Here is a 24839-nt window from a genome sequence, read left to right on the forward strand (position 1 = left end):
TGCTCTCGTTAAGGCGAAAAGCTGGAAGCCTTGGCTTGCCACTCGTTCACCAGGGCTTCCAGGCCGTGCATATGCTCTAAAATACGCCAGGCACCGACTTGAGTAAGGCGCGCCGCTTGATCAACATCCACATGACTGGCGCCGACAAACCCAATCACGCACATTCCCGCGGCACGGGCGGCCGTCACCCCGGCCACGCTATCTTCTACCACTAGACAGTCCCGCGGCATTTGGCCTAAGTGAGAGGCCGCCAATCGGTAGAGTGCGGGGTCGGGCTTGGGGTGCGCTACCTGATCAGCGGTAAAAATGGGCACCTCGCCAAACGCATCGGCCAACCCTGTGCTTGCCAGTGATGCCAATACGCGACTGCGTCGACTGTTGGAAACCACCGCCTTTTCCAAGGTAATGCCACGAACCGCCTTGTCGGCGCCGTCTATAGCTTTAAGCTCCTGCGCCAAGCGGGCCTCGATAGCCGTATCCACCTGCTCGGTGGCGTCCAATGGCAGCCTGTGGGCGCTTAATGCTTCAAGATGAGCAAGAATAGCCGCCGTGGTCATCCCCAGCGCTTGGCCTAGTTCCTGGTCGATATTCAGATCGGGCAGCCAGCGGGAGAGGTACTCCACCAGCGTACCTTCAGCCAGCGCCTCGCTGTCGACCAGCACGCCATCACAGTCAAAGATGAGTGTCCTCATGCAGGCTCCTCAGAAGGCGAACCGGGCGCGCGGTTATCGTGTCGGGTTAGCCCTGCCAAGGGATGCTGTTGCAAGCTGGGCAAGGCCAGGCCGCCAGCGTCAAACAGGTGGGCGCGCTCAGGGGCAAAGCCGAAATGCACCGTATCGTTAACCCGATAGGCCACGTCGCCATCGGCCATAATCGTGATGAGTTCGTCGTCCATCTGGACATAAAGCGAGGTTTGGCCACCTAGCCGCTCCAGCACTTTGATCTCGCCACTCAGGGGCCCCTGCTCTTCGAGCACTAAGTGTTCCGGGCGAACACCCAGCTCAAGGGGGGCGTTGGCCTCCAGGTGCTGACCGTCCACCGGCACGCTGCGTTCACCGCCGCCGGGCATACGAATCCCTACGCCTTCAGGCGAAACGCTGGTCAGCGTTACCGGCAGAAAGTTCATTTTCGGCGAGCCGATAAAACCTGCTACAAAGCGATTGCGCGGATGATGGTAGAGCGCCATGGGCGAGCCCACCTGCTCGACCACGCCGTCGTGGAGCACAACGATTTTATCCGCCATGGTCATCGCTTCGATCTGGTCGTGGGTGACGTAGATCATGGTGGCGTCCAGCTCATCGTGCAGACGCGCCAGCTCAATACGCATCTGCACTCGCAGCGCGGCATCCAGGTTGGAGAGCGGCTCGTCGAACAGAAAGATGCTGGGGTTACGCACAATCGCACGGCCAATAGCCACCCGCTGGCGCTGACCGCCGGAGAGCGCTTTGGGCTTGCGGTCTAACAGCGGCTCTAGCTGTAGAATCTTGGCCGCCTCCAGCACCTTGGCGCGACGCTCCTCCTTGGGCACTCCGGCCAAGCGCATGCTGAAGCCCATATTGCCCTCTACCGTCATGTGCGGGTAAAGCGCATAGCTTTGAAACACCATGGCGAGGCCACGGTCTGCAGGGCCAACGTCATTGATACGCTGACCGTCGATCAAGATATCGCCATCCGTCGCGCTTTCAAGCCCGGCGATCATGCGCATCAGGGTCGATTTACCGCAGCCGGAGGGGCCAACGAAGACCACAAATTCTCGGTCATTGACCTCAAGGTCGATACCCTTGATGACCTCGGTGTCGCCGAAACGCTTGGTAATATTGTGTAGTTGTAGTGTTGCCATGAGGAAGATCCTTTACTTGACGGCACCAAAGGTCAGGCCACGCACCATCTGTTTTTGTGTCATCCAACCGAGTATCAAAATCGGCGCAATGGCCATGGTGGAAGCGGCAGACAGCTTGGCCCAGAACAGCCCCTCAGGGCTTGAGAATGAGGCGATATAGGCGGTTAACGGCGCAGCACTTGAGGTCGTTAGGTTGAGACTCCAGAACGCTTCGTTCCAACTCAAAATGACCGATAGCAGGCCCGTTGAGGCGATACCCGGCAGCGTGAGTGGCAGCAGCAGAAAGAACACTTCCTGGAGGGTGGAGGCACCGTCCATACGCCCTGCTTCAAGAATGTCTTTGGGCATATCCTTGAAGAAGGTGTAGAGCATCCACACCACAATCGGCAGGTTCATCAGGGTATAGATGATGATTAGCCCGGTGCGGGTGTCGAGCAGACCAACGTCGCGGAAAATGAGATAAATCGGCACCAGCACGCCCACTGAGGGCAGCATTTTGGTGGAGAGCATCCACAGCAGCGTGCCTTTGGTGCGTTTAGTGGGCAAAAAGGCCATGGCGTAGGCTGAAGGAATCGCAATCAGCAGCGCGAAGAACGTTGAGCCAAATGCCACCGCAACGCTGTTGAGCGCAAAGCGTGCATAGCCGGAACGCGCGTGCACATCCTGGTAGCTCTCTAAGGTGGGCGAAAAAATCAGCGAGGGGTCGGCAATCGCCGCTGTTTCTGTTTTAAAGCCAGTCAGGATCATCCAGAAAATCGGAAAGAAGATCACCAGCGCCACCGACCACCCCAAAAGTGTCAGCAAGATGCGCTTGCTTTGCGCCGACCGCCACCCTGACACCGAGCGTGGCGCTGCGGTTTTGGAACTTAATGTTGTCATCGAAGTACTCCCAAGACACAAGTGCCGGTCTAATCTTCCAGGTTCTTGGCTACCATACGAACCAGGAAGATCGCCACGATATTGGCGAGAATGATCGCAATCACCCCACCGGCGGAAGCAGTGCCTACGTCAAAATCCAGCAACGCACGAATGTAAATCAGGTAAGCCAGATTGGTCGTCGCCAAGCCAGGCCCACCGGAGGTGGTGACGAAAATTTCGGCAAAGATGGTCAGCAGGAAGATCATCTCAATCATGATCACCACGCTGATGGCACGCTTTAGATGCGGCAGAGTGATAAAGAAGAAAATCGCCACCGGCCCTGCACCGTCCATCCGCGCCGCTTCCACCTGATCCTCATCCAGCGACTGCATCGCAGTGAGCAGGATCAGCAGTGCAAATGGCAGCCACTGCCATGCAACGATGATCACAATCGACGTCAGCGGTAGCGAGGAGAACCAATCGACAGCGGGCAGGCCAATGGACTCAGACAGCCACGCCAGCACCCCGTTAGAGGGATGCATCATCATGTTTTTCCACACCAGGGCACTCACGGTGGGCATTACAAAAAACGGTGAGATCGCCAGCACACGAGCGATCCCGCGTCCCGCAAACTCCTGCTGAAACAGCACCGCCAGCAGGGTACCGCCCACCACGGTAATCGCCAGTACCCATCCCACCAGCAACAGCGTGTTGCCCATAGCGGCCCATAGGGCAGGGTCGGTGAGAAGGTATTCATAGTTTTCCAACCCGGCAAAGCCAGTCATACCGGGCATTAGCAGGTTATAACGCTGGAAGGAGAACCATAGCGTCATACCCAGTGGCACAATCATCCAAAGCAATAGCAACGTTACAGCAGGCGCTTGAAGCGAAAGCGTCCGTAGCCCGCCGACCGTCCGGCCAGAAGCACGTGTTTTATTCATGGAAATACCTGCAGAAACAGTGTGGGGGCAATGCCTGCCGGGTTAGCCAAGGCAGGCACTGCGGGTCACATCAGTCTAGATAACCGGCACGCTGCATGGTGCGTTCGGTGGCACGCTGAGCACTGTCTAGCGCCTGCTCCACCGTGGTGTCACCGGTCAACGCCGCGGCAATGGTTTGGCCTACCTGAGTGCCGATCGACTGGAACTCTGGAATGCCCACAAACTGCACGCCCACATAGGGATTGGGTTCCAGGGTGGAGTCGGTAGGATCGGCCTCTTGAATAGCCTTCAGCACGAAGTCTGCAAAGGGGGCTGCTTCGGTGTACTGCTCATTGGCGTAGGTCGACTCACGAGTACCGGGGGGGACACTGGTCCAGCCTTCGGTTTCACCGACCAGCTCAATGTACTCTTGCGAGGTCGCCCAGGTAATAAACTCAAGCGCCGCTTCCTGATTTTCTGAAGAGGCTGGGATAGCTAGCGCCCAGGACCACAACCAGTGTGAGCCTTTGGGTGTTTCTGCCACGGGTGCTGGGGCAAAGCCTAAGCTGTCCGCCACATCGGACTCATTGCCGTCATACAGCTTGCCCGCTGCCGAGGTGGCATCTACCCACATCGCGCAATTACCGCGGGAGAACAGCGCCAGGTTTTCGTTAAAGCCGTTGGAACTAGCGCCTGGCGGGCCGTAGTCGTTGAGCAGATCGACATAGAACTGGATAGCGTTGACCCAGGCTTCAGAGTTGAGTTCAGGGTTCCACTCTTCGTCAAACCAGCGACCGCCGTAGGTATTCACCAGTGTGGAAACAAAGGCCATGTTTTCGCCCCAACCTGGTTTACCACGCAGGCAGATCCCTGCTACCCCCTCTTCACTGCCGTGCAGCTCGCCCGCCCACTCACGTACCTCTTCCCAGGTGGGCTGATCGCTCATTTCAATACCCGCTTTCTCAAACAGATCCTGACGGTAGTACATCATTGAGCTTTCGGCGTAGAAAGGCAGCGCATGCAACGTGCCATCCAAGCTCAAACCATCGCGCACTGAGGTCAGTAGATCGTCTTCGTTATAGTCGTCGGGCAGGTTATCCAGGGGGGACAACCAACCACGCTCTGCCCAGATAGGCACTTCGTAAGTGCCGATGGTCATCACGTCGAACTGGCCGCCATCGGTGGCAATATCGGTGGTCATCCGCTGACGCAGCACGTTCTCCTCGAGCACCACCCAGTCCAGGGTGATATCGGGGTGAGCTTCTTCGAAAGCCTCGGTGAGGCTCTGCATGATCACCATATCGTTATTATTGACCGTAGCCACGGTAATTTCGGTTTGCGCCTGGGCATGGCCCGATATGGCAATGGCGGCCGCTAGCGTGGTAACGGGCAAGTGACGTGCGAGTCGCATAAAGCACTCCTATGGGCTGGTATTGGCATTGTTGTCGCCTTGATCTTATTGATCATCTATCGAACAAATGATCGTACGTAAGCCCAAAAAAAGCAAAGCCGATTAGCTTAGACTTTACGCTAATTCATTACCCCTAACGCATGTTGCAGTGCACCCACTTAGGTTTTAAAGACCTAGAGCGGTTTGAAAGCCCTAGAGTGCTTCAACGATCTGCCGAGCAGCCACTTCGTCAGTCACCAAGCCCTTCAGCCAGCCGCCGCGCAACGCGGCGTGAATCGCCGGGGCTTTTTCGCGGCCACCGGCAATCGCCACCATATGATGCTTACCAAAACGTTCCAGGGGAAGGCTGGTAACTCGCCGCGTAATCGAACAGTCGATCACCTCGCCGTCACGGTTCAGCGGCCAGCCTAGCAACTCCCCTACCGCTTTCAGTCCCAGCAGTTCATCCAGCTCGCTTTCGCTAATAAAATGGTCTTGAAACAGCGTGGCCTGGCGGTCGATGCGCCCAACGCCGATAAAGGCAGCTTCTGACTGCCGCGCCACATCGGCAATCGCCGTAAAGAGACGCTGGGCCAGCATTGCCTCTTTTTCAGCCAGCGACTCTGCCACCACCGGCGCGGGCAGTAAAAAGCGCTCACCACCGGTTTTATCCGCCATCACCATTACTGCATCGTAGCGGTTGGCCGAACCATCTCGGGCGACATTACCCACCAGCGACACAAAGCGATGCTGGGGCCGCTCAACACGACTAAGTGCTTCCACCGCTGCCCGCACCGAACGCCCGGTGCCTAGCGACAGAGTCAACGGTTCGCTGCGTTCAACCAGCTGCGCAATGCGCTCGGCAGCGGCGACTGCCAGGTAGGAGGCGGCGCCGTCGGCTGCGTGGCTATCGGCAGGTACCACTTCACAGAAGGTCAAGCCAAAGTGATCACGCAGCGTGCTGCCCAGCGCCATACAGTTAGAGATAGGATGATCAATATGTACTTTGACTAACCCCTCCTGGCGAGCCAACGCCAATAAACGCTGCACACCGGGTCTTGAGACACCCAGTTGGCTGGCGATCTCATCCTGAGTCATTCCACCTACATAGGACATCCACGCGGCTCTGGCCGCCTGATCCAGCTTTACCTCAAATTTATCCATAGGATGGCTCATCTAACAGTCGTGGGTAAACGTCATAAAAGCATCATCATACAAAGCCAAGCCCGCGACCAGTAGTCGCCTATCCGCTAACATAGCCAGAGTTCAACGTTTCACACTGGATTGATCGTTTGGAGGTACAGTATGTATAAGCTCGCATTTTTTGTCCCCGTAGAAGATGCCGAAAGCGTTAAGCAGGCGGTATTCGAAGCCGGAGCCGGGCGTATAGGAGCGTACGAACACGCCTGTTTTCAAACCCGAGGCACGGGGCAGTTTCGCCCAACGGAAGGCGCCCACCCGCACATCGGCTCGGTGGGCAGTTTGGAAAAGGTCGAAGAGTTCAAAGTCGAACTGCTCTGCGATGAAGCGCACATTCACGGCGCCATCGCGGCCTTGAAGCTTGCCCACCCCTACGAAGAAGTCGCTTATGATGTGTGGCAACTCGCCGACCTATAACCAGACTTTTAAATAAAGTATTACGCACTGCCAAAGTAACGCTCACGATCTTCTGGCGTTACCATGCTGATATGCAGCGGAAATTCATTGCGGGGGCGGTCGGCGTAAAAATGCTTGAGGGTGCGTTCAATCGTCATGAAGGCCAGCTCATCCCAAGGGATTTCATGCTCTTCGAACAGCGCGACTTCAAGGCTTTCCGGCCCGGCGCTGAAGCCGCCGACTAGCTCGGCACGAAAAATCATATAAACCTGATTGATATGCGGCAGGTCAATCAGGGTGTAGAGGTTGGCCAGTTCGACCTCGGCACAGGCCTCTTCACGGGTCTCTCTGGAAGCTGCCTGCTGGGTTGATTCGGCATTTTCCATATAGCCGGCGGGCAGTGTCCAGTAGCCTTTGCGCGGTGAAATCGCCCGCTTACAGAGCAGTACTTTACTACCGCTGACGGGCAGCGTGCCGGCCACGATGCGAGGGTTCTGGTAGTGAATCGTGCCGCAGGCATCGCACAAGTAGCGAGGCCGGTCATCGCCTTCCGGGACGGCAAAACGTACTTTATCACCACACTGGCTGCAAAAGTTCATCGCGTATTCTCAACGGCTAGTGAATAGAAGCCTCGACGCGCTTGACGCCAATGACCGCTGCTGGGTAAAAGAGAACAAAGTAACGGGATACCCCATGTTAGAGAAACTGCGTAAACAGCTGCAACAGCTGACTCCTCAACGCTTGGATCACATCGTGATGCCCGAGGCCGCCGTGCTGTTGCCGATTGTCGAGCGCCCAGCGCCTACCTTGCTGTTTACCCGGCGGGCCAGCCATTTGAGCACCCATAGCGGCCAAGTGGCGTTCCCAGGCGGCAAGCGCGAGCCCTTTGATAGCGACCTTTACGCCACGGCACTGCGCGAGGCAGAAGAGGAGATTGCCCTCGACCCCGCTCTGGTGCAACCCCTGGGGCGGCTGTCGGACGTTATTTCGCTGCACGGTATTCGCGTTACCCCCTGGGTGGGCATTATTCCGCCGGATTTACCGCTGATTGCCGACCCCGGCGAGCTAGACGCTATTTTTGAAGTGCCGCTAAGTCACTTTCTAGACGATCACCGCACCCATACCGACGTGATTACCGTGGATGGCGTTGCCCACTACGTGCCCAGCTATCATGTGGACGGCCATGTGATCTGGGGATTATCTGCCATGATGCTGGTCGAGTTACTGGCCGAGGGCTTCGGTATGCCAATTGATTTATATCAGCGCCCCCAGGGGCCGCTGCGCCACCACCCTGAGCGCAAAAACCGCCTATCGACACCCTCGACAACCGTTTCCAGTTCGGCGCCATCGAGATCCAACCAATGACACCCAGTGTTGCTACATCTTCACCTGCGCTTCAGCCCACGACGCAGGTCGCTCTTGTGGATGCGCTGGTTGAACAGGGCTGGTATGTGGGCCGCGGGGTTATTGACCTGGAGCTATGCGGCGCGCTGAATAATGAGCTTCTACACCGGGCGGCCTATAACGGACTGGATGAAGCGGGCATTGGCCGCGGTCAACAGCACCTGCTGCGTAAAGATATCCGCGGTGACGCTATTCACTGGCTTGATCGAGAAAGCGCTGCCCAGCGGCGTTACTTAGACGCCATGAGCGAGCTACAGCAGGCGCTTAACCACGCGCTGTTTTTGGGCTTATTTGAGTACGAAGCCCACTTTGCCCACTACCCGCCGGGGGCTTTTTATCAGCGCCACCTGGATAGCTTTCGTGGTCGCGCTAACCGCGTGATATCCACGGTCGGCTATTTGACGCCGGACTGGCCCAGCGACGGTGGCGGTGAGATGGTGATCTACCATCCGGACGACCCCAGCCAAGAGGTCGCCCGGGTGGTACCCGAAGCGGGTACCTTCGCCTGCTTCTTGTCTGAGACCATTCCCCACGAAGTACTGCCTACTCGCTGCCCGCGTACCAGCATCGCGGGCTGGTTTCGGCGCAATGCATCGCTGGGTGGGGTGTTGGATCCAGCACGCTAGCGCTGCACGATCGTTTAGCTAATCGGCACAATCTGGCCATTCGCTCGCTCTAATATTTCACTTACCTGCTCGTAGTTGGCGCTGAAGGCACCACTACCGTCATGCTTTTCAATTAAGCCAACAACGTTTAACAGCGTTTCCATACCAAATACTTGTTCATCCGTCGCAGTGAAGGCTTGTATGTAACGCTTCCCCCCTTCACCCCAGCCGACTTTGATTGGTGAATCGATAATATTGACCTGAGTGCCTACCGGTACCCGCCAGAAGACCGACTCAATATCTTCCGGGTGCATTCGTATACAGCCACGGCTGGCACGCATACCGATGCCATCTGGCTGGTTAGTGCCATGGATCAGGTAACCGGGAATATCCAGCAAAATAGCGTATTCACCCAAGGGATTATCGGCGCCAGGGGGAACCACCGCAGGGGCTGGGTCGCCCCGCTCGGCGGCTTCACGACGAATCGACTCAGGTGGATACCAGGCCGGGTTTTCAAGCCGCATGGTGGTTTCGGTAATTCCCAGCGGGGTGTTATAAGCATCCCGCCCGATACCAATAGGGTATGTTTCGACCCGCGGCGTCTCGCCCTCTGCTACCTCGGGGTAGTAGTAAAGGCGTAGCTCTGCCACGTTAATCACAATGCCGCTACGCGTCTCATCGGGAAGAATATACTGCCCGGGGATCGTCACCTCGGTGCCTTCTCCCGGTACCCAGAGGCTGGTATCCGGGTTGGCCATACGAATCTCTTCGTAGCCCACGTTGTGTGCCCGGGCAATATCCAGCAGCGTATCCTCTTCGGTCGCCGTGACGGTATACATCTGGCCCACCATATTGCCCTCTTCAGGCAGCAGAAAATGCCCTTTGGGCAGCTCGCTGCTATCGGCCACTGCGCTTGAGGCTAATAGCCAAGCGCCTAGCGCAACGCTACTGACGCAGAGCTGCTTAATAATCTGCAAAGGGTGGGAAGTCATGGTCAGGATTCTCCTTTTTATGTGACCTCACTTTTATCAAACCAAGGATAAAAAGCGAGCCATTTGGAGACGAATATGAACACTGAGCGAAGGCGGGTCAACTCGACAGACTGCCGCACGAGGCGCGGTGTAGGCCCATGAGGGCGGAACAGCAGCGGTTATGTTACTTAAAAATTTCACTTGAAAGGTTGTATTTTTGAACACAGCGACTAATCTGATAGTCGTCTTGGCGCAGTGAAGCGCAAGATAGCGTCAATTATCCTAGTGCATTAAATAACCAGGGTAATTAACACACTTAGGAATAATAGTATCGGCGTTGCTATCGCTTATTTTAGACGAAGCCAATACCGCCACTATTGATTTATTCGGGTTGTTACGCGGAGTCGTTAAGCCCAATAAAATCGCAAGGAGCAAGCAAAATGAAAACGATCAAACCCGCTATTCTAGGTACGCTCATGGTTCCGGCCTTTATGTTTGCCGCTGGCAGTGTAAATGCTGAAGAGAGTACCACCACCATGGAAGCAACTTACCTGACGGAAACGCCAGAAAACACTTTCCATGCTGACGCTTTAACCGGCAACCAAGTCAAAAGCAGCGTCGAAGATGACGAAGATATCGGCACCATCACTGATCTGGTAATCGGTGAAGACGGCCAAATCAATGCTGTTGTTGTTGGCGTTGGTGGCTTCTTAGGTATGGGCGAGAAAAACGTCGCTATTGAATGGGACTCGCTTGAGCTGACCAAAAACGAAGATGACGATGATTATGTCATTACCGTTAATGCGTCAGAAGATGCGCTAGAAGCAGCTGAAGAGTACAATCGCAACGAAGACGAAGACGAAGACGAAGACAACAAATAAGCACCAGTCAGCAAATAAAAGCCTTGGCAATTGCCAAGGCTTTTTTAATGCCTATAACTTAAAAAAATACCTAAGAGGCTAAAATTAGTTTAGTCAACAAAATGGCTCGCGCACACTGTTTATACGCGAGCCATCTCTATTAAAAAACTATCTTCTTATAAGCAAATCACAGTCTAAAAAAATTTAGGCCTTCAGTTTAGCCGTCATGCTAATATCCGCATTAAGTACTTTGGAAACTGGGCAATTCGCTTTAGCCGTTTCCGCTGCTTCCTGGAATGCGGCGTCGTCAGCGCCACTGATCTCAGCCTCCACGTCCAGGTGAATTTTCGAGATACTGAACCCAGCATCGCTTTGGGAAAGAGTCACTTTGGCGCTGGTTTCGATGGCGTCAGCGGTATAGCCTTTCTCGCCCAAAATCATTGAGAGCGCCATTGAGAAACAGCTGGCGTGCGCTGCGCCAATCAGCTCTTCGGGGTTGGTACCTTTTTCATCTTCAAAGCGCTTGCTGAAGGAGTACTTGGCATCTAAAACGCCACTTTCGGTTGAAACGGTGCCTTTACCATCCTTGAGACCACCTTCCCAACGTGCGCTAGCTTTACGATCCATGAACAACTCCTTGTGTGTGCGATTATGCATAGACATGTTATCAGACAAGGCCTAACGGCAGTTGCCGCTCGACCACCTAAACAGCGTAGCTGATTTTCTCCTGTTCTGCCGAACCCGTGCTTCAATCACTTCCATCCCCTTCTATTCGGCCTTAAGCTAGTTAGCTACCTAACTGGATCACCTCTTGAACGTTAAGGACTCGCCATGTCGTCGGCTGATGCGCTGCGCTTGATACTGCTCTCTTCGCTATGGGGCCTGTCATTTATCTTTATGCGCGTGGCCGCCCCCGAATTCGGTGCAGTGCCTTTAGTGCTGGTGCGCATGGGCATTGGCGCGCTGCTATTGATGCCGCTGCTGATCAGCCTGCACTACCTGAGACTCATCTGGCAGCATAAGGGGCCGCTGCTGTTTTTAGGGGTAGTCAATCACGTACTGCCTTTTTCACTGCTGGCACTTGCCACCACGCGCCTTGAAGCGGGCTTTACCTCGCTGATTAATGCCACCACGCCGATTTTCACTGCACTAATTGGTGCGCTATTCTTCGCTACCGCGATACAGCGCCAGCAGTACCTAGGACTTGCCTTGGCACTCCTGGGTGTTTATGTGCTCTCTGCCGATCGGCTCGATTTTGCCCTGGGCGGCGACGGCTGGTTCATTTTGGCCGTTTTAGGCGCCACGTTTTGCTACGGTATTGCGGGCAACTACTCAAAAACACGCCTTGGCCATCTACCAACCCGTGTGCTGGCCGCAGGCAGCAGCGCCATGTCGGCGCTGGTGCTGATGATTCCCGGCATATTGCTGTGGCCAAGCGAACCCATTAGCCCACTGGCGTGGGGCAATGCCTTGGCCTTGGCTGCGCTTAGCACCACGCTGGCTTTTCTGCTCTACTTTGGCTTACTCGCCAGCGCGGGCGCTACTGCCACCTCAACGGTCACTTTTCTGGTGCCGGTGAGCGCGCTGATATGGGGCTATCTGCTGCTTGGCGAAACGCTCAACCTTCAGATTATCGCCGGTATGGTGATAACCCTTATCGGCACGGCGATTGCCACTAAGCTGCTGCGCATTAAGCGTCGCGAGTCGCCGCCGCCAGTCTATCCCCCACACGAATAACGCTGCCTGCGCCTTCAAGCAGCGTGGCATTTTGGCCAAAATGCGCGCCTTTAAGGTTGGGTTGCGTATTGAGTTCAATCAAGGTTTTTAGCGGTTCAGCAGGGGCAGGCACTGCCGCCGTATGCTGATCGATGGTGGTGATTTTGCAGCGCTTACAGGGCTTACGTAACGCTAGCTGAAAGGTGCCGTTTTGCTCAGTCAACGTTGCCCAGCGATCTTCCGCCCACGCCTCGTCACTCTCTACGACGATATTGGGCCGAAAGCGGTTCATGGGCACAGGAGCATGCCCACCTGCCACTAACGCTTGATTTAGAGCGTCTAACGACCCCGTAGTGGCAACCAAAAAAGGGTACCCGTCGGAAAAGTAGGTATGCGCCGCCCCGCCATCAAGGAAATCCTCTTCAACGGCACGGGTAAACTCGGTAGCAAAGCGCACCATGCTAAACCCCTGAACCTGCTCGCCTAGGGCGGCGACCAACCAGCGCGATACTTCATCGCTCTCCGGCAGAGCTTTGCAGTGGTCATTCCACACGCTGACCAGGCGCAAATTTCCCTCTGGCTCGGCCAGCGGTACGCTCATAGGCTCGACGTTAGGATGCGACAGCACCAAGTGCTCATCGGTCAGCGCGACCTCAACGGTGGCAAGCGCCGGGAGTTGGCGCTGGGTCACAAAACGCTGCTGCGCGTCTACCAGCATCCAGCGGCGATCCCAGGCTAGCCCGTGCTCTTGCAGCTCGCTTTGAGTCACGCTGATGCCTTTTAGCGATTTGACGGGGTAAATATTGAGTTGAGTAATCTGCACGACGGCCTCGCGACAAAAGTAAAAGGCTACTTTAGTCATTTACGCCGCTAACGGCTACTTGATAACGCGCTCTATAAGGTCATCCCCACTTCAATACGATAGCCCAAATCAACCACTTTTTGGGTCTGCTTCTCACCGCGAAGCCGCGCTAATAGCTCCCCCGCAGCTGCTTCACCGATGGCCTGACGGGGGGTGACCACACTGGCTAGGCGTGGTGTCATTACATGGCCTACATCGTGGCCGTGGAAGCCCGCCAGCGCCATCTGCCCTGGTACGTCAATGCCCCGCCGCTGACACTCGAAATAGGCCCCAACCGCGACGTCATCGTTGGTGCAGAACAGACCATCCGCCGTGGAGTAGTCAGTGATCACCTGTTGCAGCAGCGCCGCTCCCACACTGTAAGAGGAGCGCTGGGTGCTCTGCAGGGTAACGGGCGTCAAGCCGTGCTCTTCCATGGCGCGGCGATAGCCCTGTTCGCGCTGGCGAGTACGCTCATCCAAGCGTACCGCCAGATATATCACCTGGCGTCGACCCCGTAAGATCATCTCGCTGACCATGTCGTAGGCAGCTTGAACGTTGTCGTAGCCCACCGCCTGCTGTAGCGGAGGGCGGTGGGTGTCCATGATTTCTACAATCGGAATACCGGCGGTTTCCAGCATTCGCAGGCTGCGCGAAGTATGGTCACGATCTGACAGAATGATGCCATCGACATTATAGGAGAGCAGCGATGCCAGGCTGCGCTCTTCAAGCTCTGGGCTATAGCCATAGTGAGAAAGCATCAGGTGATACCCCGCCGGCTCCGTCAGCGTTTCGATACCGAGGATAACATCGGCGAATACCTGGTTGGTAAGCGATGGTACCAGCACCCCGATGGAGTGGCTGGTCGATCTGGAAAGCAGATCCGGCGCACGGTTGGGAATATAACCAATCTGTTCGGCAATCGAGAAGATGCGTTCGCGCAGGCCTTCCGAGACCGTTTCAGGGTCACGCAGGCAGCGGCTTACCGTCATTTTGGTAGCCCCTACGTGGTCGGCAATATCCTGCAGGGTGGGACGTTTTTTCTTCAAAAAGTAACTGCCTTATTCAAGGTGTAAGCATTGAGGTCTTCCCTAAAGCTGACCCCAATGCTTATTTTTCCTTTAACTTACTTCCTTTAAATGGGCGAGCGGCTGGGCGTCGGTAGCGTGGCAGCAAATTGCGTAATGATCGCTTGGGGCGATAAGGCAATCGAGGCATTGAAGGCCTCCTCTTCACTGGGCGGTTCCAGGTCGGCCAGTTGACTGGCCAACATGGTATCGCCTTTGAAGAAGTGCCCAGCCCGGGTTTCAAGCCGTTCAAGCAGTAGCTCCCGGCTGCCCTCTAAATAGAGAATCTGCAGCGCTGGGTCACCTTGCCGCAGCCGATCACGGTAGCGCTTTTTTAATCCGGAGCAGGCAATCACCAGTGACTCCCCCCTTGCCCGATACTCGGCAAACAGCGCCGCCAAGGTGTCCAACCACTCACTCCGATCATCGTCGTTGAGCGGCTTGCCACTGGCCATTTTGGCCACGTTGGCGGGTGAGTGATAGTCATCACCATCGATAAACGTGGCACCCAGAGTCAACGCCAACTGGTGACCAATGTGCGACTTTCCGGAGCCGGACACGCCCATCACCAAAATACGATGCGAGTGGGTCTTCACTGCGGCTCTCCTATTCATTACCAAGAACCTTAATTGCCGCGCACGGCGGTAAGATCAGGCAGCCAAGTCACGATGCCAGGGAAAGCGATCAGAATTACCAGCACGACTAAGAGCGCCACATAGTAAGGCAGCATGGCTTTGACTAACGACTCCATGGAGACTTTACCCACACCACAACCTACGTAAAGGCAGGTACCTACCGGCGGGGTTAGCAGCCCAATGCCCAATACAAACGCCATCAGTACGCCAAAGTAAGCGGCATCAACACCTACCGAAGTCACGATCGGTGCCAGCATGGGCGCCATGATGACCATGGCCGGCGTTAAGTCCATTACGAAACCTACCAACAGCAGCAAAGTCGCCACAATCAGCAGCAGCATAAACGGATCTTGAGTGATCGCTTGCACTTGGCTGACCAGGGTTTGTGGCACCATATTGATGGTAAGGAACCAAGCAATAACCGTCGCAAACGCTAGCAGCATCATCACCATGCCGGTCAAACGAGCAGTGCGAATCAGCATACCGCCGAGCTCTTTGATCTTGAACTCACGGTAAACCACCAGCGAAATAGCCAGCGCATAAAGCAGCGCCGCCACGGCCGCTTCGGTGGCGGTAAATACGCCGCCAATAATACCGCCAATCACGATGACCGGCAGAACAAGTGCAAGCCAAGCATCTTTGAAGGCTTTCCAGAGACGATCCCAGCGGAACTGCTGCACGCCGCCGCCATCCTTTTTGGCAAGAATATAGGTGGTCACCATCAGCGCAAAGCCAATCAACAGCCCTGGAATGATACCGGCTATAAACAGGCGGCTAATCGAGGTTTCAGTGACGATGCCGTACAGAATCAGCGGGATGGAGGGCGGAATAATAATTCCGATCACCGACGACACGGTATTGATTGCGGTAGCATTAGCTGCGGTGTAGCCCTGCTCTTTCATAGAGGGAATCATCATCGCACCAGTAGCGGCCGTATCGGCCACCGCTGACCCACTGATGCCGCCAAAGAACATCGAACCGGTAATGGCAACCTGCCCTAGCCCGCCGCGCATAAAGCCGACCATAGCGCCAGCCAGTTCCATCAAGCGACGAGCAATACCGCCATTACTCATCACCTCACCGACTAAAATAAAGAACGGAATGGCGAGCAGCGGAAAGCTGTTCACCCCACGAATCGACTGCTCGATCATAATCGACAGCGGAATATCTGAGAGTACCGCCATGACCAGCGCCGCCACGCCTAAACCAAAGGCAATGGGCAGCCCAATAACGATAGAGACCAATAAAATGGCCAGGAAAATCCATAGCATGATTAGCGCTCCCGCTCAGAGTGGCGAATAACGTTAAGGCTGACCCACATTCGCCACACCGCTACCACCGCAATAAAGATGACACACAGCACCAGAGAAAGGCTGATAAAACTCAATGGCACATCCATAATCGCTGAGCGCCCGCTTGAACGCGACAGCACTTGGTAGCCACCCCAAATCATTACCACCATTAGGCCGGTAATAATTAGGTGCTGCAGTAAATAGAGCATGTGTGCCAAGCGCAGCGGCAAGCGCCGTACTAAGGCATCAACGGCAATGTGCTCGTAACGGGAAAACGCCGCAGCGGCCCCGATAAACACCAGCCATATAAACAGCATGCGCGCCAGCTCATCGGCCCAGGGCAGTGAGTAATTAAACAGCGCGCGCCCTACCACGTTGCAAGAAACGGACACAATCAACGCCACTAAAATAACGCCGATAAGATACTCCATACCTAAGGTTAGCCAGCGGAACAGTGCAGGGCCTTGGCGGGTATCGGTATCGATTTCCAGCAACTTGCGATTGGGGTCATCCAGATACACCGATGGATCTTCAATCGGCGTGGGGGTATTTGGGGGTGTAGAGGAGAGTGACATAGGAGCTCCAGGGGCACTGACACGTTGGGCAGGCTCGATGGCCTGCCCAACGGTGCGCTAAACGTAAGGTTTAGTTGCTGCTCTCTTCAACGATCTTTTGAATGTCGGCGATCAGGTCTTCGCCAATACGCGGCGCCCACTCTTCATAAACCGGTTGAACGGCATCTTGGAACGCGGCTAACTGCTCGTCGTCCAGGCGAGTAATTTCCATTCCTCGCTCTGCTAGCTGATCCCGAGACCAGTCATCATACTCAGCAGACAGCTGAATTTCATATTCAGCGGACTGGCGAGCGGCTTCCAGCACCAACTCTTGATACTCAGGCGCCATGCGATCCCAAGTACGCTCGGAAAGCATCATGATAAAGGGAGTATAGACGTGGCGTGTTTCAGTGCCATAGTCCTGCACTTCGTTGAAGTTAGAGGTCAGGATGGTGCTCCAGGGGTTTTCCTGACCATCAACCACGCCCTGTTCCATGGCGGAGAACAGCTCACCAAAGGCCATTGGCGTGGGGTTGGCACCTAAGGCTTCCCAAATCGCCAGGTGTACCGGGTTTTCCATGGTACGAACGCTTAAACCGCGCACATCTAGACCTGCAACGTCATCAGGACTAGCCACCGGTCGAGCGCTGTTCGAAAGCTGACGATAGCCATTTTCAGAGAAAGCGAGTGCTTTCAGACCGGTGCCTTCAAAGGCGTCCAGCATGTCCTGGGCAACATCGCTCTGCATGACCGCTACAGCGGCTTCACGACTAGGTAGCAGGAACGGCAGATCAAAAGCGGCCAGTTCTTCAACGTAACCCGTGGTGGCTGAGCTCGACGGATAGGTCATATCCAGCGTACCGGTTTGTAGCATCTCCATCATTTGAACGTCGTCGCCTAACTGACTGTTAGGGAAAACGTTAACAGTGATGCGGCCGTCGGTGCGCTGCTCCAGAATCTCACCAAAGTATTGGCTGGATAGGTACTGCGGAGAGCTTTCCGCCAGGCCGATCCCCATGCGCAAAGTATGCGAGCCGTGGTCGCCGACTACCTCGCCTTCAATTTCAGGCGGATCAGAGAGCTCCGGGCTTTGGGCATGGGCCATACCAAATGTCAGGGTGGTCGCGCCGACTAAGGTCAGCGTGTTGCGCCAAATAGAGGTCATAGCGTTGTCTCCAAATACTCATTGTTGTTAATGACTGGGTTGTTAATAGCTGAGTCGTTAATAGCGATGTTGTTAATGGCCGATTCAATGAACGGCAATTTGTTACCGGTAACATTGAGTATGCGAAGGCTAGCTACCTGCCTTGTGCGTGTCAAAACAAAACTGCCAACTTACGACCAACGTCTAGGGATAGCCACTAACTGCTTCCCGCGCTACATTAGGCGATGTATTTCGGATCGGAACCATACTTGTGCAACCATCTTGTAGCGAATTAGAGCTCGATCACCAACTTTGCTTTGCGCTCTATTCAACCTCGTTGATGATGACCAAAGTTTATAAACCCTTGCTCAAAAAGCTGGGGCTTACTTACCCGCAATACCTGGCGATGCTAGTGCTGTGGCAAAACGATGGCATCACGGTAGGCACAATGAGTAAGCGCCTACTAACCGATCCTGGCTCACTGACGCCACTGCTCAAGCGCCTTGAAGCCGATCAGTTGTTGAATCGCAAACGCAGCCACGAAGACGAACGCGTGGTCGAGCTTTATCTCACTGAAAAAGGCAAGGCGTTGCGCGAACAGGCGTGCCATATTCCAAGCTGTGTGGTGCATGCCAGCGAGCAATCGATCGAGGCACTGACCACGCTGAAAGAGGACTTAGTGCGGCTGCGTGATAGCCTGCAAAAGAACCAATAGCCTTCGCTTTCTAGCGCAGGGCATAGAGATTTATTTAGCATTTATATTGCGCGCAAAATAAAGCTGCGCTAAGTTAATAGCGCAGATTCATAATGAAAACACCGACAGGAGATACAGAATGACGACCACTATTGAAAACGTTGTTTATCGTGCCCACGCCACTGCTACTGGCGGCCGTGAAGGCCAGGCCAAATCGTCCGATGGCGCGCTGGATGTTAAACTCAGCACGCCCAAAGAGCTGGGCGGCGCAGGCGGTGATGGCACCAATCCTGAGCAGCTATTTGCTGCTGGCTACTCGGCCTGCTTTTTAGGTGCGCTTAAGCATGTCGCTGGCCAGGAGAAAGTAAAGCTTCCTCAGGATACGAAAATTGATGGCCACGTAGGTATCGGCGCCATTCCTACCGGCTTTGGCATCGAAGTCGAGCTAAAAATCAGTCTGCCCGGCCTTGAGCAAGACGTTGCCCAGCAGTTGGTCGAGAAAGCCCATGTTGTCTGCCCCTACTCCAATGCCACCCGTGGCAATATTAATGTCACCCTGACACTGGTCTAAGCGTCGTTACCTAGATTAATCATTTAGTGCCCACGCCACCGCTCTCTGGGCATGCAGAGCGGTGGTGTCGTAAAGGGGTACCTTGGTATCACGCTGGCCCACCAGCATGGCGATTTCAGTACAGCCTAAAATCACCGCCTGGGCGCCATGAGCATGCAGGGAGTCAATGATTGCCAAGTAGCGCTGCCGCGATACATCTTTTATACGGCCCTGGCAGAGTTCATCAAAGATCACCCGATGAATAGTGTCGCGCTCAGACTGATCGGGCACCACGACTTCAATACCGAACTGCTTTTCTAAGCGGCCAATATAAAAGTCCTGCTCCATGGTAAAGCGCGTACCCAATAGGCCAACGCGAGTGATTCCGTCGGCGGTGAGCTGTTCAGCCGTGGCATCGGCAATATGCAGCAGCGGAATAGTCACTGCCTGCTCAATAGCGGGCGCCACTTTATGCATGGTGTTGGTGGCAATCAGCAGGCAGTCGGCACCCGCGCGCTCGACGCTTTGGGCAGCGCTGGCCAGCAATTCACCAGCAGCGTGCCAATCGCCCTGCTGCTGGAGCGCTTCAATTTCGGCAAAATCGACGCTAACCATCACGATCTTAGCCGAATGGAAGCCACCTAGCGCTGCTTTTACGCCCTCATTTAAGGCTCGGTAGTAGCCTTGGGTAGATTCCCAACTCATACCGCCTAGCACACCAATAACACGCATCCGCCACCTCTTTGAGAAAATGCACTACTTTATTATCAGGCTAAGCACTAGCTAACCCTTGTAGCCGCTTTGTCACCGATAGAATATTTATAGCGAGGAAACTAATGAGCGACAACACCTATACTCCCCCGAGCGTTTGGAAGTGGGAACCTGGCAACGGCGGTAAATTTGCCAATATCAATCGCCCAATCGCAGGCCCTACCCATGACAAGGCGCTGCCGGTAGGCAAACACCCTCTTCAGCTCTACTCCCTTGCCACACCCAACGGTGTCAAAGTCACCGTGATGCTGGAAGAGCTGCTGGAGAAAGGCGTAGCAGGCGCCGAGTACGACGCTTATCTGATTCAAATTGGCGAAGGCGGTCAGTTCAGCAGCGGCTTTGTCGAGGTGAACCCCAACTCCAAAATTCCCGCACTGATGGATCACTCTACCAATCCCCCCCAGCGGGTGTTTGAGTCTGGCGCAATCCTGCTCTATTTGGCTGAAAAATTTGGCGAGTTCTTACCCAGCGACCCGGCGAAACGCACCGAGTGTCTCTCCTGGCTGTTCTGGCAAATGGGCAGCGCACCGATGTTAGGCGGTGGCTTTGGCCACTTTTACGCTTACGCACCGGAAAAGTATCAGTACCCGATTGACCGCTACACCATGGAAGTAAAACGCCAGCTTGATGTGCTTGACCGCCACTTGGCGGAAAACCGCTTTATGGCGGGTGATGAGTACACCATTGCCGATATGGCGATTCACCCCTGGTATGGCGCACTAGTGAAAAATCGCGTTTACGAAGCGGCTGAATTCTTGGAAGCCCATACCTACAAGAACGTTCTGCGCTGGACTGAAGAGATTGATGAACGTCCCGCCGTTAAACGTGGCCGTATGGTCAACCGCTCTTTTGGCGAGCCGCACGAGCAGTTGCATGAACGTCATGATGCCAGCGACTTTGAGCTTCGCACACAAGATAAGCTGGCTGATAGCGAGTAATTAGTCACCCAAAAAAGGGCCTACGCTTGAACTCTCAGCGTAGGCCCCGGTGCAGCATCAATACTCCAAGCCGAGTTCTGTTTAACGAGAAAAACTAAACTGACTCAATCCGCGAGTTATTCAACGCGTAATTCCAAACTCGATAGAAGTAGAAAATATACCCTAAACCAAAGGTGACCAGCGAAATCAACATCCATAGGATGATATGGCCGATATTGCTGAACAGGTTGATATCGCAAACCATTTTTCGCTCGACGCCAGTGCTGGCATCAACTAGCGATGTGCGATTGATGACAAACCGCGCAAACGAATAGGGAAAGAAAAATAACGCTATGCCAAACGTGATAATACTCAACACCACCCAGACAAGTAGATGGCCAATGATATCTAAAATGGAGAGGTCTGCTTTGATCTTCACAGGTTGCCCTTAGTATGCGTGGAAAGCGGCAGAGCGTAACACCGCAAGCCCCAACCGTGAATTATAAATTAATATAAATTAGGGGAGCTGCCGTTTACTCTCCCACCACTCGGCATAGGAACTGTTATGGGGCGCCAAACCGCCTTCATCGGGGGCGTCATCATCCCACCATACCGGGCCACGCTCGCCGAGGGCTTCTTTAGCGCTTTGCACCGCGTTGCGGGCTTGGCGCAGCGCGTCTTCATCATCTTGCTGCTGGGCTGTTCTGACCGCCCTGCGGGCTTTCATCAATGCTTTGATATGGGTTCGCTTTTCGTCTTCATCTAAACGCGGGTCAGTGCAGCGCCAAAGCCGATTTTTGGCGACAAAATAGCGTCCATCGGGAGTGTGAGGATACTTGTTAGCCATAAGCAATACTCCTTTCCCGTTGGGCGCTTCTACTCACCTCATTTCACCTAACCGTTTAGAAGCGCTTAGATAGCGTGATAGAGCCGAATTTATCCTGCTCTTCCTGGCCGTCAAATTCACGTGAGCGCTGAACTGCCGCGTAAGTGACTTGCCAATCTTCCCAGGCCAGCGCCAGCCCTGCTGATACGTCACCTACCCACTCTTTGCGATCAACCGAGTGGCTATTTCTAAACGTATTGCCGTCAAGCGTCAGGTTTTGCGCCATGTAGTAACCGTCTACGCTGGCAAACAGGTACCACTGCCACCCCTCTTTACCGGTCATGTGGTAGCGGCTACCAGGGCTTGGCGTTAGCGTAGGAATGCTAGGCGCCTCATCACCCCAGCGAACGCTATACCCGGCGCTTGCATAGGTGTAAAGGTTGCCCAAAGCGGCGCTAACGCTGGGGCCATGGGCAAACTGCTTACCCATCAAAGGGGAGCTATACCACCACTGGCGACGCATGGCGACGTTGACGATGGCTTCATCGCCAAGCTGGTTATCCCAACCGCTGGGGCGGTCGCTTTCGGTGATGCGGTGCACTTCGCGTTGAATGCTATCGGCAAGCGACGAAGGCCCTACCAAACCAATATCCAGGTGCAGGTCAGTCGCTTGGCGCCAATTGCCCATGGGCACGTCTTCGTAAAGTGAGATACCGCCGTAAACAATCCCGGCGTAGGGGCGATCATCTTCAATCAGTCCACGCTGCTCAATATTGTTTGGCGTATAAATCTGATGCACCAAACGAAAAGCTGCCATATCAGCGCTGCCAATAAGGCTATCGGGTAAAGCGGTGGCCAAGCGTTGCGTCCAGCTTTGTGCTTCAGGCTGAAACGTCCAATTAATCTCAAAGCCACTGGTAAAGTGGCCATCATCGCTGCTGGCCATGCCATCATTTGCGTGCTTAATCGAGAGGACACTATCGTCGGCTTGTGCCAGCGTTGACAGCAGGGTTACTACAGCCACTAGCGGTAGCAGCTGCCATCGTAGAGGGGAGGTACCTTTCATTGCTCGTTCCTTGAGATTGTCCTGGGGAGTGTTTTTTTGAGGCCACTTTTGAAGAACATCAACAAACATTGTTGATTGTATGTAATTGTGCAAAAAGATAGCAAGCATACTTTTACAGTCTTCTACAGAAAAGAGCTAAGTCACTAACATCAAAGGGTGGCTCGTAGGCCACCCCTTCTGCTGTCATTTGTTTAGATTTATTAGCGTAGTCGACTAGACGAAAGTTGGTAGGCCAATGACTTAGTTGAATCACTATCTGTCGCGCAGCAGCCACTGCGGAGTGATTTCATGTTGGCCGTTTTCATCAGTAATAAACAACGATCCTTCGCTGATCATTACTGCCCAGTTAATCGCCCGAGGCAGGTCTTTAGCGATAATCGCTAGGGCCTCTTGTGGCAGCCCCGCCACATGCACATTTTTCAGTGATGCCACGCTGGGCAACACTTTACTCTCCCATTGCTCTACCCGGCCGTAAGCAAGTAGCGACACGCGCTCTGCCCTACGTGAGCACCAGGTAATCCGCTCGGCATCGGGCAAACCCACTTCGATCCAGTGCAGTAGGCGACCGTCTAGGCTTTTCTCCCACAGTGCCGGTTCATCTACATCTGAAAGCCCACGCCCGAAGGCCAGCGTCTCGCTGTACCACAACACATAAGCAAGCAAGCGCGCGGTCATGCGCTCTTCGGTCTCTGACGGATGGCGAGCCACGGTAAAGCGCAGCGTTTCATACACCCCGCGATCCAGATCGGTCAGATTGATATCAACTTTGTAGGGCGTTGCACTAAGAGCCATGAAAATGTCCAAACGAAATTTGCGTCAGTGTACCCGATGGTGGGTGTCTCTGGTGAATAGTCTGACAGGTTAAGCTTTGCGGTGATCGTCCGTGACTGTGCCATTTTTCAGCGTATCGGCCTCGTGCATGGGCTCATGCCATGGCTCTTCGAGCGCGGCTTGATACCAAGTTTGCATTGCTGGCAGCGCTAGCAAGCGCTCGACATATGCCTGGGATTTCTCATGGATCGGCAGGTTGAATGTCTGCACGCGAAACGCCACAGGCGCATAAAACGCATCTACTGCTGAGAAGTGCTCACCCGCTAAAAACGGCCCGCCAAAGCGCTCAATCCCCTGCTGCCATAGCGCATCCAAGCGTGCCACATCGGCCTTAAGATTGGCCGATAAGCTATTCAATTCCACCCGCATACCGCAGTTCATTGGACACTCGTCGCGCAGGGCGCTAAAGCCGCTGTGCATCTCTGCTGTGGCTGAGCGCGCCCAGGCGCGGGCGGTTTTATCACTCGGCCAAACATTAGCGTGCTGCTCGGCCAGATACTCGATAATCGCCAGGGAGTCCCACACCGCCAGCTCGCCTTCATCCGTCACATCCACCAAGCAGGGCACCAAACCTGAAGGTGAGAAGCGAATGAAGGTGGCATGGCTTGCACCCAAACCACCCTCGAACGGCATCAGGTGTTCGTTAAACGGAATCTCCAGCGCTTTCATCAGCACCCAAGGGCGCAGCGACCAAGAAGAGTAATTCTTGTTGGCAATATAGAGATCAAACATGCAGCGCTCCTTATGTGGGAAATCGAATTAGCCGATCAATTAGGCAGCCACCTTAACGTGCTGCCTGAGCCAGTGTATTACCGCCTAATCCCATTAATACGCCACCGCCAATGCGCTGAATGAGCCGAGAGGAGCCATGGGATTTTTGTAACCACTCACGCAACGGGCTGGCCAGCAGCACCACCACAACATCCGCTGATGAGAACAGCACATTAGTGGCGATACCTAGCCAGAGCAGTTGCCACGCTACCGGCATAGCGCTCTCGGGCTGCACGAATTGAGGCAGAAACGCGACAAAGAAAAGCGCGGTTTTAGGGTTGAGCACCTCCACCAAAAAACTGTCGCGAAGCACGCGTTTAGTGGTTGCCAGCGGCACCTCATCATTATGGGCACGAATGCCCTGCTGCCATAGCCTCAGTCCCATCCAGAGTAAATAAAGCCCACCGATGATTTTCATGGCGATATAAGCAGGCGGAATCGCTGCAAACAGCAGCGCCAAGCCCAATGCGGCCGCCACCACATGAACGTAGCAGCCCATATGCACACCCATGACCGCTAACCATCCTGCTCGTCGGCCACGCCCCAGGGTTTGCGCTGCGGTATACAGCATTGCAGGCCCAGGAAGATAGGCAAAACCTAGTGCGGCGAGGATGAATGCGGCCCATTGCATATTGGCGATTCTCTTGAAGGTAATGGTTAGGTTTCGAGAATAAAACGGGGGTGACGTAAGCGCCACCCCCTAAATAAGTAAAGCTGGAA

General features: G+C 54.7%; 30 protein-coding genes. 8 read left to right on the plus strand and 22 right to left on the minus strand.

The window, feature by feature from the left end:
- Positions 1-8: 8 nt before the first annotated feature.
- The 6 genes from HZS52_RS22120 to HZS52_RS22145 all read right to left on the minus strand — a co-directional run bounded on the left by HZS52_RS22120 (position 9) and on the right by HZS52_RS22145 (position 6172).
- On the minus strand, positions 9-692 hold the full coding sequence (locus HZS52_RS22120; protein WP_190373707.1) for an HAD family hydrolase: 684 nt from the start codon (positions 690-692) through the stop codon (positions 9-11).
- The gene (locus HZS52_RS22125; protein WP_138799958.1) at positions 689-1840 is read right to left on the minus strand and encodes an ABC transporter ATP-binding protein; all 1152 of its coding nucleotides are present in this window, start codon (positions 1838-1840) and stop codon (positions 689-691) included. The genes HZS52_RS22120 and HZS52_RS22125 overlap by 4 nt, the downstream gene beginning before the upstream one ends.
- Before the next feature lie 12 nt (positions 1841-1852).
- Positions 1853-2719, minus strand: a complete 867-nt coding sequence (locus HZS52_RS22130) for a carbohydrate ABC transporter permease (RefSeq protein WP_022520498.1) — start codon at positions 2717-2719, stop codon at positions 1853-1855.
- A 29-nt stretch (positions 2720-2748) separates the two neighbouring features.
- The gene (locus HZS52_RS22135) at positions 2749-3639 is read right to left on the minus strand and encodes a carbohydrate ABC transporter permease (RefSeq protein ID WP_009287276.1); all 891 of its coding nucleotides are present in this window, start codon (positions 3637-3639) and stop codon (positions 2749-2751) included.
- 70 nt (positions 3640-3709) lie between these two features.
- Complete coding sequence (locus HZS52_RS22140) at positions 3710-5029, minus strand: ABC transporter substrate-binding protein (RefSeq protein ID WP_190373708.1); 1320 nt, start codon at positions 5027-5029, stop codon at positions 3710-3712.
- A 192-nt stretch (positions 5030-5221) separates the two neighbouring features.
- The gene (locus HZS52_RS22145) at positions 5222-6172 is read right to left on the minus strand and encodes a sugar-binding transcriptional regulator (protein WP_022520500.1); all 951 of its coding nucleotides are present in this window, start codon (positions 6170-6172) and stop codon (positions 5222-5224) included.
- 141 nt (positions 6173-6313) lie between these two features.
- Between HZS52_RS22145 and HZS52_RS22150 the strand changes: the two genes are divergently transcribed.
- The gene (locus HZS52_RS22150) at positions 6314-6625 is read left to right on the plus strand and encodes a YqfO family protein (protein WP_022520501.1); all 312 of its coding nucleotides are present in this window, start codon (positions 6314-6316) and stop codon (positions 6623-6625) included.
- Positions 6626-6645: 20 nt separating this feature from the next.
- Here HZS52_RS22150 and HZS52_RS22155 read toward each other — a convergent pair whose 3' ends face one another.
- A complete protein-coding gene (locus HZS52_RS22155; RefSeq protein WP_022520502.1) occupies positions 6646-7203 on the minus strand; it encodes an NUDIX hydrolase in 558 nt (185 codons plus the stop codon).
- A gap of 94 nt (positions 7204-7297) precedes the next feature.
- Here HZS52_RS22155 and HZS52_RS22160 point away from each other — a divergent pair, with 94 nt between their 5' ends.
- Complete coding sequence (locus HZS52_RS22160; protein WP_022520503.1) at positions 7298-7969, plus strand: CoA pyrophosphatase; 672 nt, start codon at positions 7298-7300, stop codon at positions 7967-7969.
- Positions 7966-8634 carry a 2OG-Fe(II) oxygenase gene (locus HZS52_RS22165; RefSeq protein ID WP_022520504.1) on the plus strand — a complete coding sequence of 223 codons (669 nt, stop codon included), beginning with the start codon at positions 7966-7968 and terminating at the stop codon, positions 8632-8634. The genes HZS52_RS22160 and HZS52_RS22165 overlap by 4 nt, the downstream gene beginning before the upstream one ends.
- Before the next feature lie 14 nt (positions 8635-8648).
- On the opposite strand, the gene HZS52_RS22170 is transcribed toward HZS52_RS22165, so the two are convergent.
- Positions 8649-9605 (minus strand): L,D-transpeptidase family protein, encoded by a 957-nt coding sequence (locus HZS52_RS22170; protein ID WP_190373709.1) that lies wholly within the window; start codon positions 9603-9605, stop codon positions 8649-8651.
- A 419-nt stretch (positions 9606-10024) separates the two neighbouring features.
- Here HZS52_RS22170 and HZS52_RS22175 point away from each other — a divergent pair, with 419 nt between their 5' ends.
- Positions 10025-10465: a PRC-barrel domain-containing protein gene (locus HZS52_RS22175; RefSeq protein WP_190373710.1), complete on the plus strand. Its 441-nt coding sequence runs from the start codon at positions 10025-10027 to the stop codon at positions 10463-10465.
- A 183-nt stretch (positions 10466-10648) separates the two neighbouring features.
- Here HZS52_RS22175 and HZS52_RS22180 read toward each other — a convergent pair whose 3' ends face one another.
- Complete coding sequence (locus HZS52_RS22180; protein WP_027959781.1) at positions 10649-11071, minus strand: OsmC family protein; 423 nt, start codon at positions 11069-11071, stop codon at positions 10649-10651.
- 204 nt (positions 11072-11275) lie between these two features.
- Between HZS52_RS22180 and HZS52_RS22185 the strand changes: the two genes are divergently transcribed.
- Positions 11276-12181 (plus strand): DMT family transporter, encoded by a 906-nt coding sequence (locus tag HZS52_RS22185; protein ID WP_022520509.1) that lies wholly within the window; start codon positions 11276-11278, stop codon positions 12179-12181.
- Here HZS52_RS22185 and HZS52_RS22190 read toward each other — a convergent pair.
- From HZS52_RS22190 to HZS52_RS22215, 6 genes are all read right to left on the minus strand, one after another.
- Positions 12135-12983 (minus strand): MOSC domain-containing protein, encoded by an 849-nt coding sequence (locus tag HZS52_RS22190; protein WP_041158127.1) that lies wholly within the window; start codon positions 12981-12983, stop codon positions 12135-12137. The two genes, HZS52_RS22185 and HZS52_RS22190, sit on opposite strands and share 47 nt — an antisense overlap.
- 71 nt (positions 12984-13054) lie before the next feature.
- Entirely contained in the window at positions 13055-14050 is a 996-nt protein-coding gene (gene gntR, locus HZS52_RS22195) for a gluconate operon transcriptional repressor GntR (RefSeq protein WP_009287270.1), read from the minus strand.
- Between the two features lie 86 nt (positions 14051-14136).
- Positions 14137-14664, minus strand: a complete 528-nt coding sequence (locus HZS52_RS22200) for a gluconokinase (RefSeq protein ID WP_022520512.1) — start codon at positions 14662-14664, stop codon at positions 14137-14139.
- A 29-nt stretch (positions 14665-14693) separates the two neighbouring features.
- Positions 14694-15974 carry a TRAP transporter large permease gene (locus HZS52_RS22205; protein ID WP_009287268.1) on the minus strand — a complete coding sequence of 427 codons (1281 nt, stop codon included), beginning with the start codon at positions 15972-15974 and terminating at the stop codon, positions 14694-14696.
- A gap of 2 nt (positions 15975-15976) precedes the next feature.
- The gene (locus HZS52_RS22210) at positions 15977-16570 is read right to left on the minus strand and encodes a TRAP transporter small permease (RefSeq protein ID WP_009287267.1); all 594 of its coding nucleotides are present in this window, start codon (positions 16568-16570) and stop codon (positions 15977-15979) included.
- 70 nt (positions 16571-16640) lie between these two features.
- Complete coding sequence (locus HZS52_RS22215) at positions 16641-17714, minus strand: TRAP transporter substrate-binding protein (RefSeq protein ID WP_009287266.1); 1074 nt, start codon at positions 17712-17714, stop codon at positions 16641-16643.
- Positions 17715-17964: 250 nt separating this feature from the next.
- On the opposite strand from HZS52_RS22215, the gene HZS52_RS22220 reads away from it, so the two are divergent.
- Together HZS52_RS22220 and HZS52_RS22225 are read left to right on the plus strand one after the other, a co-directional pair.
- A complete protein-coding gene (locus HZS52_RS22220; RefSeq protein WP_022520513.1) occupies positions 17965-18408 on the plus strand; it encodes a MarR family winged helix-turn-helix transcriptional regulator in 444 nt (147 codons plus the stop codon).
- Positions 18409-18526: 118 nt separating this feature from the next.
- A complete protein-coding gene (locus HZS52_RS22225) occupies positions 18527-18958 on the plus strand; it encodes an organic hydroperoxide resistance protein (protein WP_022520514.1) in 432 nt (143 codons plus the stop codon).
- 15 nt (positions 18959-18973) lie between these two features.
- On the opposite strand, the gene HZS52_RS22230 is transcribed toward HZS52_RS22225, so the two are convergent.
- The gene (locus HZS52_RS22230) at positions 18974-19669 is read right to left on the minus strand and encodes an aspartate/glutamate racemase family protein (RefSeq protein WP_009287265.1); all 696 of its coding nucleotides are present in this window, start codon (positions 19667-19669) and stop codon (positions 18974-18976) included.
- A 104-nt stretch (positions 19670-19773) separates the two neighbouring features.
- Here HZS52_RS22230 and yghU point away from each other — a divergent pair, with 104 nt between their 5' ends.
- Positions 19774-20646, plus strand: coding sequence for a glutathione-dependent disulfide-bond oxidoreductase (gene yghU / locus HZS52_RS22235; RefSeq protein ID WP_027959787.1), 873 nt, complete (start codon positions 19774-19776; stop codon positions 20644-20646).
- A gap of 94 nt (positions 20647-20740) precedes the next feature.
- Here the strand turns inward: yghU and HZS52_RS22240 are convergent, their stop codons facing one another.
- From HZS52_RS22240 to HZS52_RS22265, 6 genes are all read right to left on the minus strand, one after another.
- Complete coding sequence (locus tag HZS52_RS22240) at positions 20741-21064, minus strand: DUF6693 family protein (RefSeq protein WP_022520517.1); 324 nt, start codon at positions 21062-21064, stop codon at positions 20741-20743.
- 78 nt (positions 21065-21142) lie between these two features.
- Positions 21143-21472, minus strand: coding sequence for a hypothetical protein (locus HZS52_RS22245; RefSeq protein WP_022520518.1), 330 nt, complete (start codon positions 21470-21472; stop codon positions 21143-21145).
- 55 nt (positions 21473-21527) lie between these two features.
- Positions 21528-22517: a lipid A deacylase LpxR family protein gene (locus tag HZS52_RS22250; RefSeq protein WP_022520519.1), complete on the minus strand. Its 990-nt coding sequence runs from the start codon at positions 22515-22517 to the stop codon at positions 21528-21530.
- 252 nt (positions 22518-22769) lie between these two features.
- A complete protein-coding gene (locus HZS52_RS22255; protein ID WP_022520521.1) occupies positions 22770-23309 on the minus strand; it encodes a YaeQ family protein in 540 nt (179 codons plus the stop codon).
- 69 nt (positions 23310-23378) lie between these two features.
- Positions 23379-24080 carry a glutathione S-transferase family protein gene (locus HZS52_RS22260; RefSeq protein WP_022520522.1) on the minus strand — a complete coding sequence of 234 codons (702 nt, stop codon included), beginning with the start codon at positions 24078-24080 and terminating at the stop codon, positions 23379-23381.
- Positions 24081-24132: 52 nt separating this feature from the next.
- Positions 24133-24750, minus strand: coding sequence for a LysE family translocator (locus HZS52_RS22265; protein ID WP_022520523.1), 618 nt, complete (start codon positions 24748-24750; stop codon positions 24133-24135).
- Positions 24751-24839: the final 89 nt, after the last annotated feature.

It is taken from the genome of Vreelandella titanicae (assembly GCF_014697095.1).
GTDB classification, from domain to species: Bacteria; Pseudomonadota; Gammaproteobacteria; order Pseudomonadales; family Halomonadaceae; genus Vreelandella; species Vreelandella titanicae.

What these genes read in the sequence shown, in the direction of transcription:
- HZS52_RS22120 (WP_190373707.1), bottom strand. Translation starts at nt 692, where the DNA reads ATGAGGACACTCATCTTTGACTGTGATGGCGTGCTGGTCGACAGCGAG.
- HZS52_RS22125 (WP_138799958.1), bottom strand. Translation starts at nt 1,840, where the DNA reads ATGGCAACACTACAACTACACAATATTACCAAGCGTTTCGGCGACACC.
- HZS52_RS22130 (WP_022520498.1), bottom strand. Translation starts at nt 2,719, where the DNA reads ATGACAACATTAAGTTCCAAAACCGCAGCGCCACGCTCGGTGTCAGGG.
- HZS52_RS22135 (WP_009287276.1), bottom strand. Translation starts at nt 3,639, where the DNA reads ATGAATAAAACACGTGCTTCTGGCCGGACGGTCGGCGGGCTACGGACG.
- HZS52_RS22140 (WP_190373708.1), bottom strand. Translation starts at nt 5,029, where the DNA reads ATGCGACTCGCACGTCACTTGCCCGTTACCACGCTAGCGGCCGCCATT.
- HZS52_RS22145 (WP_022520500.1), bottom strand. Translation starts at nt 6,172, where the DNA reads ATGGATAAATTTGAGGTAAAGCTGGATCAGGCGGCCAGAGCCGCGTGG.
- HZS52_RS22150 (WP_022520501.1), top strand. Translation starts at nt 6,314, where the DNA reads ATGTATAAGCTCGCATTTTTTGTCCCCGTAGAAGATGCCGAAAGCGTT.
- HZS52_RS22155 (WP_022520502.1), bottom strand. Translation starts at nt 7,203, where the DNA reads ATGAACTTTTGCAGCCAGTGTGGTGATAAAGTACGTTTTGCCGTCCCG.
- HZS52_RS22160 (WP_022520503.1), top strand. Translation starts at nt 7,298, where the DNA reads ATGTTAGAGAAACTGCGTAAACAGCTGCAACAGCTGACTCCTCAACGC.
- HZS52_RS22165 (WP_022520504.1), top strand. Translation starts at nt 7,966, where the DNA reads ATGACACCCAGTGTTGCTACATCTTCACCTGCGCTTCAGCCCACGACG.
- HZS52_RS22170 (WP_190373709.1), bottom strand. Translation starts at nt 9,605, where the DNA reads ATGACTTCCCACCCTTTGCAGATTATTAAGCAGCTCTGCGTCAGTAGC.
- HZS52_RS22175 (WP_190373710.1), top strand. Translation starts at nt 10,025, where the DNA reads ATGAAAACGATCAAACCCGCTATTCTAGGTACGCTCATGGTTCCGGCC.
- HZS52_RS22180 (WP_027959781.1), bottom strand. Translation starts at nt 11,071, where the DNA reads ATGGATCGTAAAGCTAGCGCACGTTGGGAAGGTGGTCTCAAGGATGGT.
- HZS52_RS22185 (WP_022520509.1), top strand. Translation starts at nt 11,276, where the DNA reads ATGTCGTCGGCTGATGCGCTGCGCTTGATACTGCTCTCTTCGCTATGG.
- HZS52_RS22205 (WP_009287268.1), bottom strand. Translation starts at nt 15,974, where the DNA reads ATGCTATGGATTTTCCTGGCCATTTTATTGGTCTCTATCGTTATTGGG.
- HZS52_RS22210 (WP_009287267.1), bottom strand. Translation starts at nt 16,570, where the DNA reads ATGTCACTCTCCTCTACACCCCCAAATACCCCCACGCCGATTGAAGAT.
- HZS52_RS22215 (WP_009287266.1), bottom strand. Translation starts at nt 17,714, where the DNA reads ATGACCTCTATTTGGCGCAACACGCTGACCTTAGTCGGCGCGACCACC.
- HZS52_RS22225 (WP_022520514.1), top strand. Translation starts at nt 18,527, where the DNA reads ATGACGACCACTATTGAAAACGTTGTTTATCGTGCCCACGCCACTGCT.
- HZS52_RS22230 (WP_009287265.1), bottom strand. Translation starts at nt 19,669, where the DNA reads ATGCGTGTTATTGGTGTGCTAGGCGGTATGAGTTGGGAATCTACCCAA.
- yghU (WP_027959787.1), top strand. Translation starts at nt 19,774, where the DNA reads ATGAGCGACAACACCTATACTCCCCCGAGCGTTTGGAAGTGGGAACCT.
- HZS52_RS22245 (WP_022520518.1), bottom strand. Translation starts at nt 21,472, where the DNA reads ATGGCTAACAAGTATCCTCACACTCCCGATGGACGCTATTTTGTCGCC.
- HZS52_RS22250 (WP_022520519.1), bottom strand. Translation starts at nt 22,517, where the DNA reads ATGAAAGGTACCTCCCCTCTACGATGGCAGCTGCTACCGCTAGTGGCT.
- HZS52_RS22255 (WP_022520521.1), bottom strand. Translation starts at nt 23,309, where the DNA reads ATGGCTCTTAGTGCAACGCCCTACAAAGTTGATATCAATCTGACCGAT.
- HZS52_RS22260 (WP_022520522.1), bottom strand. Translation starts at nt 24,080, where the DNA reads ATGTTTGATCTCTATATTGCCAACAAGAATTACTCTTCTTGGTCGCTG.
- HZS52_RS22265 (WP_022520523.1), bottom strand. Translation starts at nt 24,750, where the DNA reads ATGCAATGGGCCGCATTCATCCTCGCCGCACTAGGTTTTGCCTATCTT.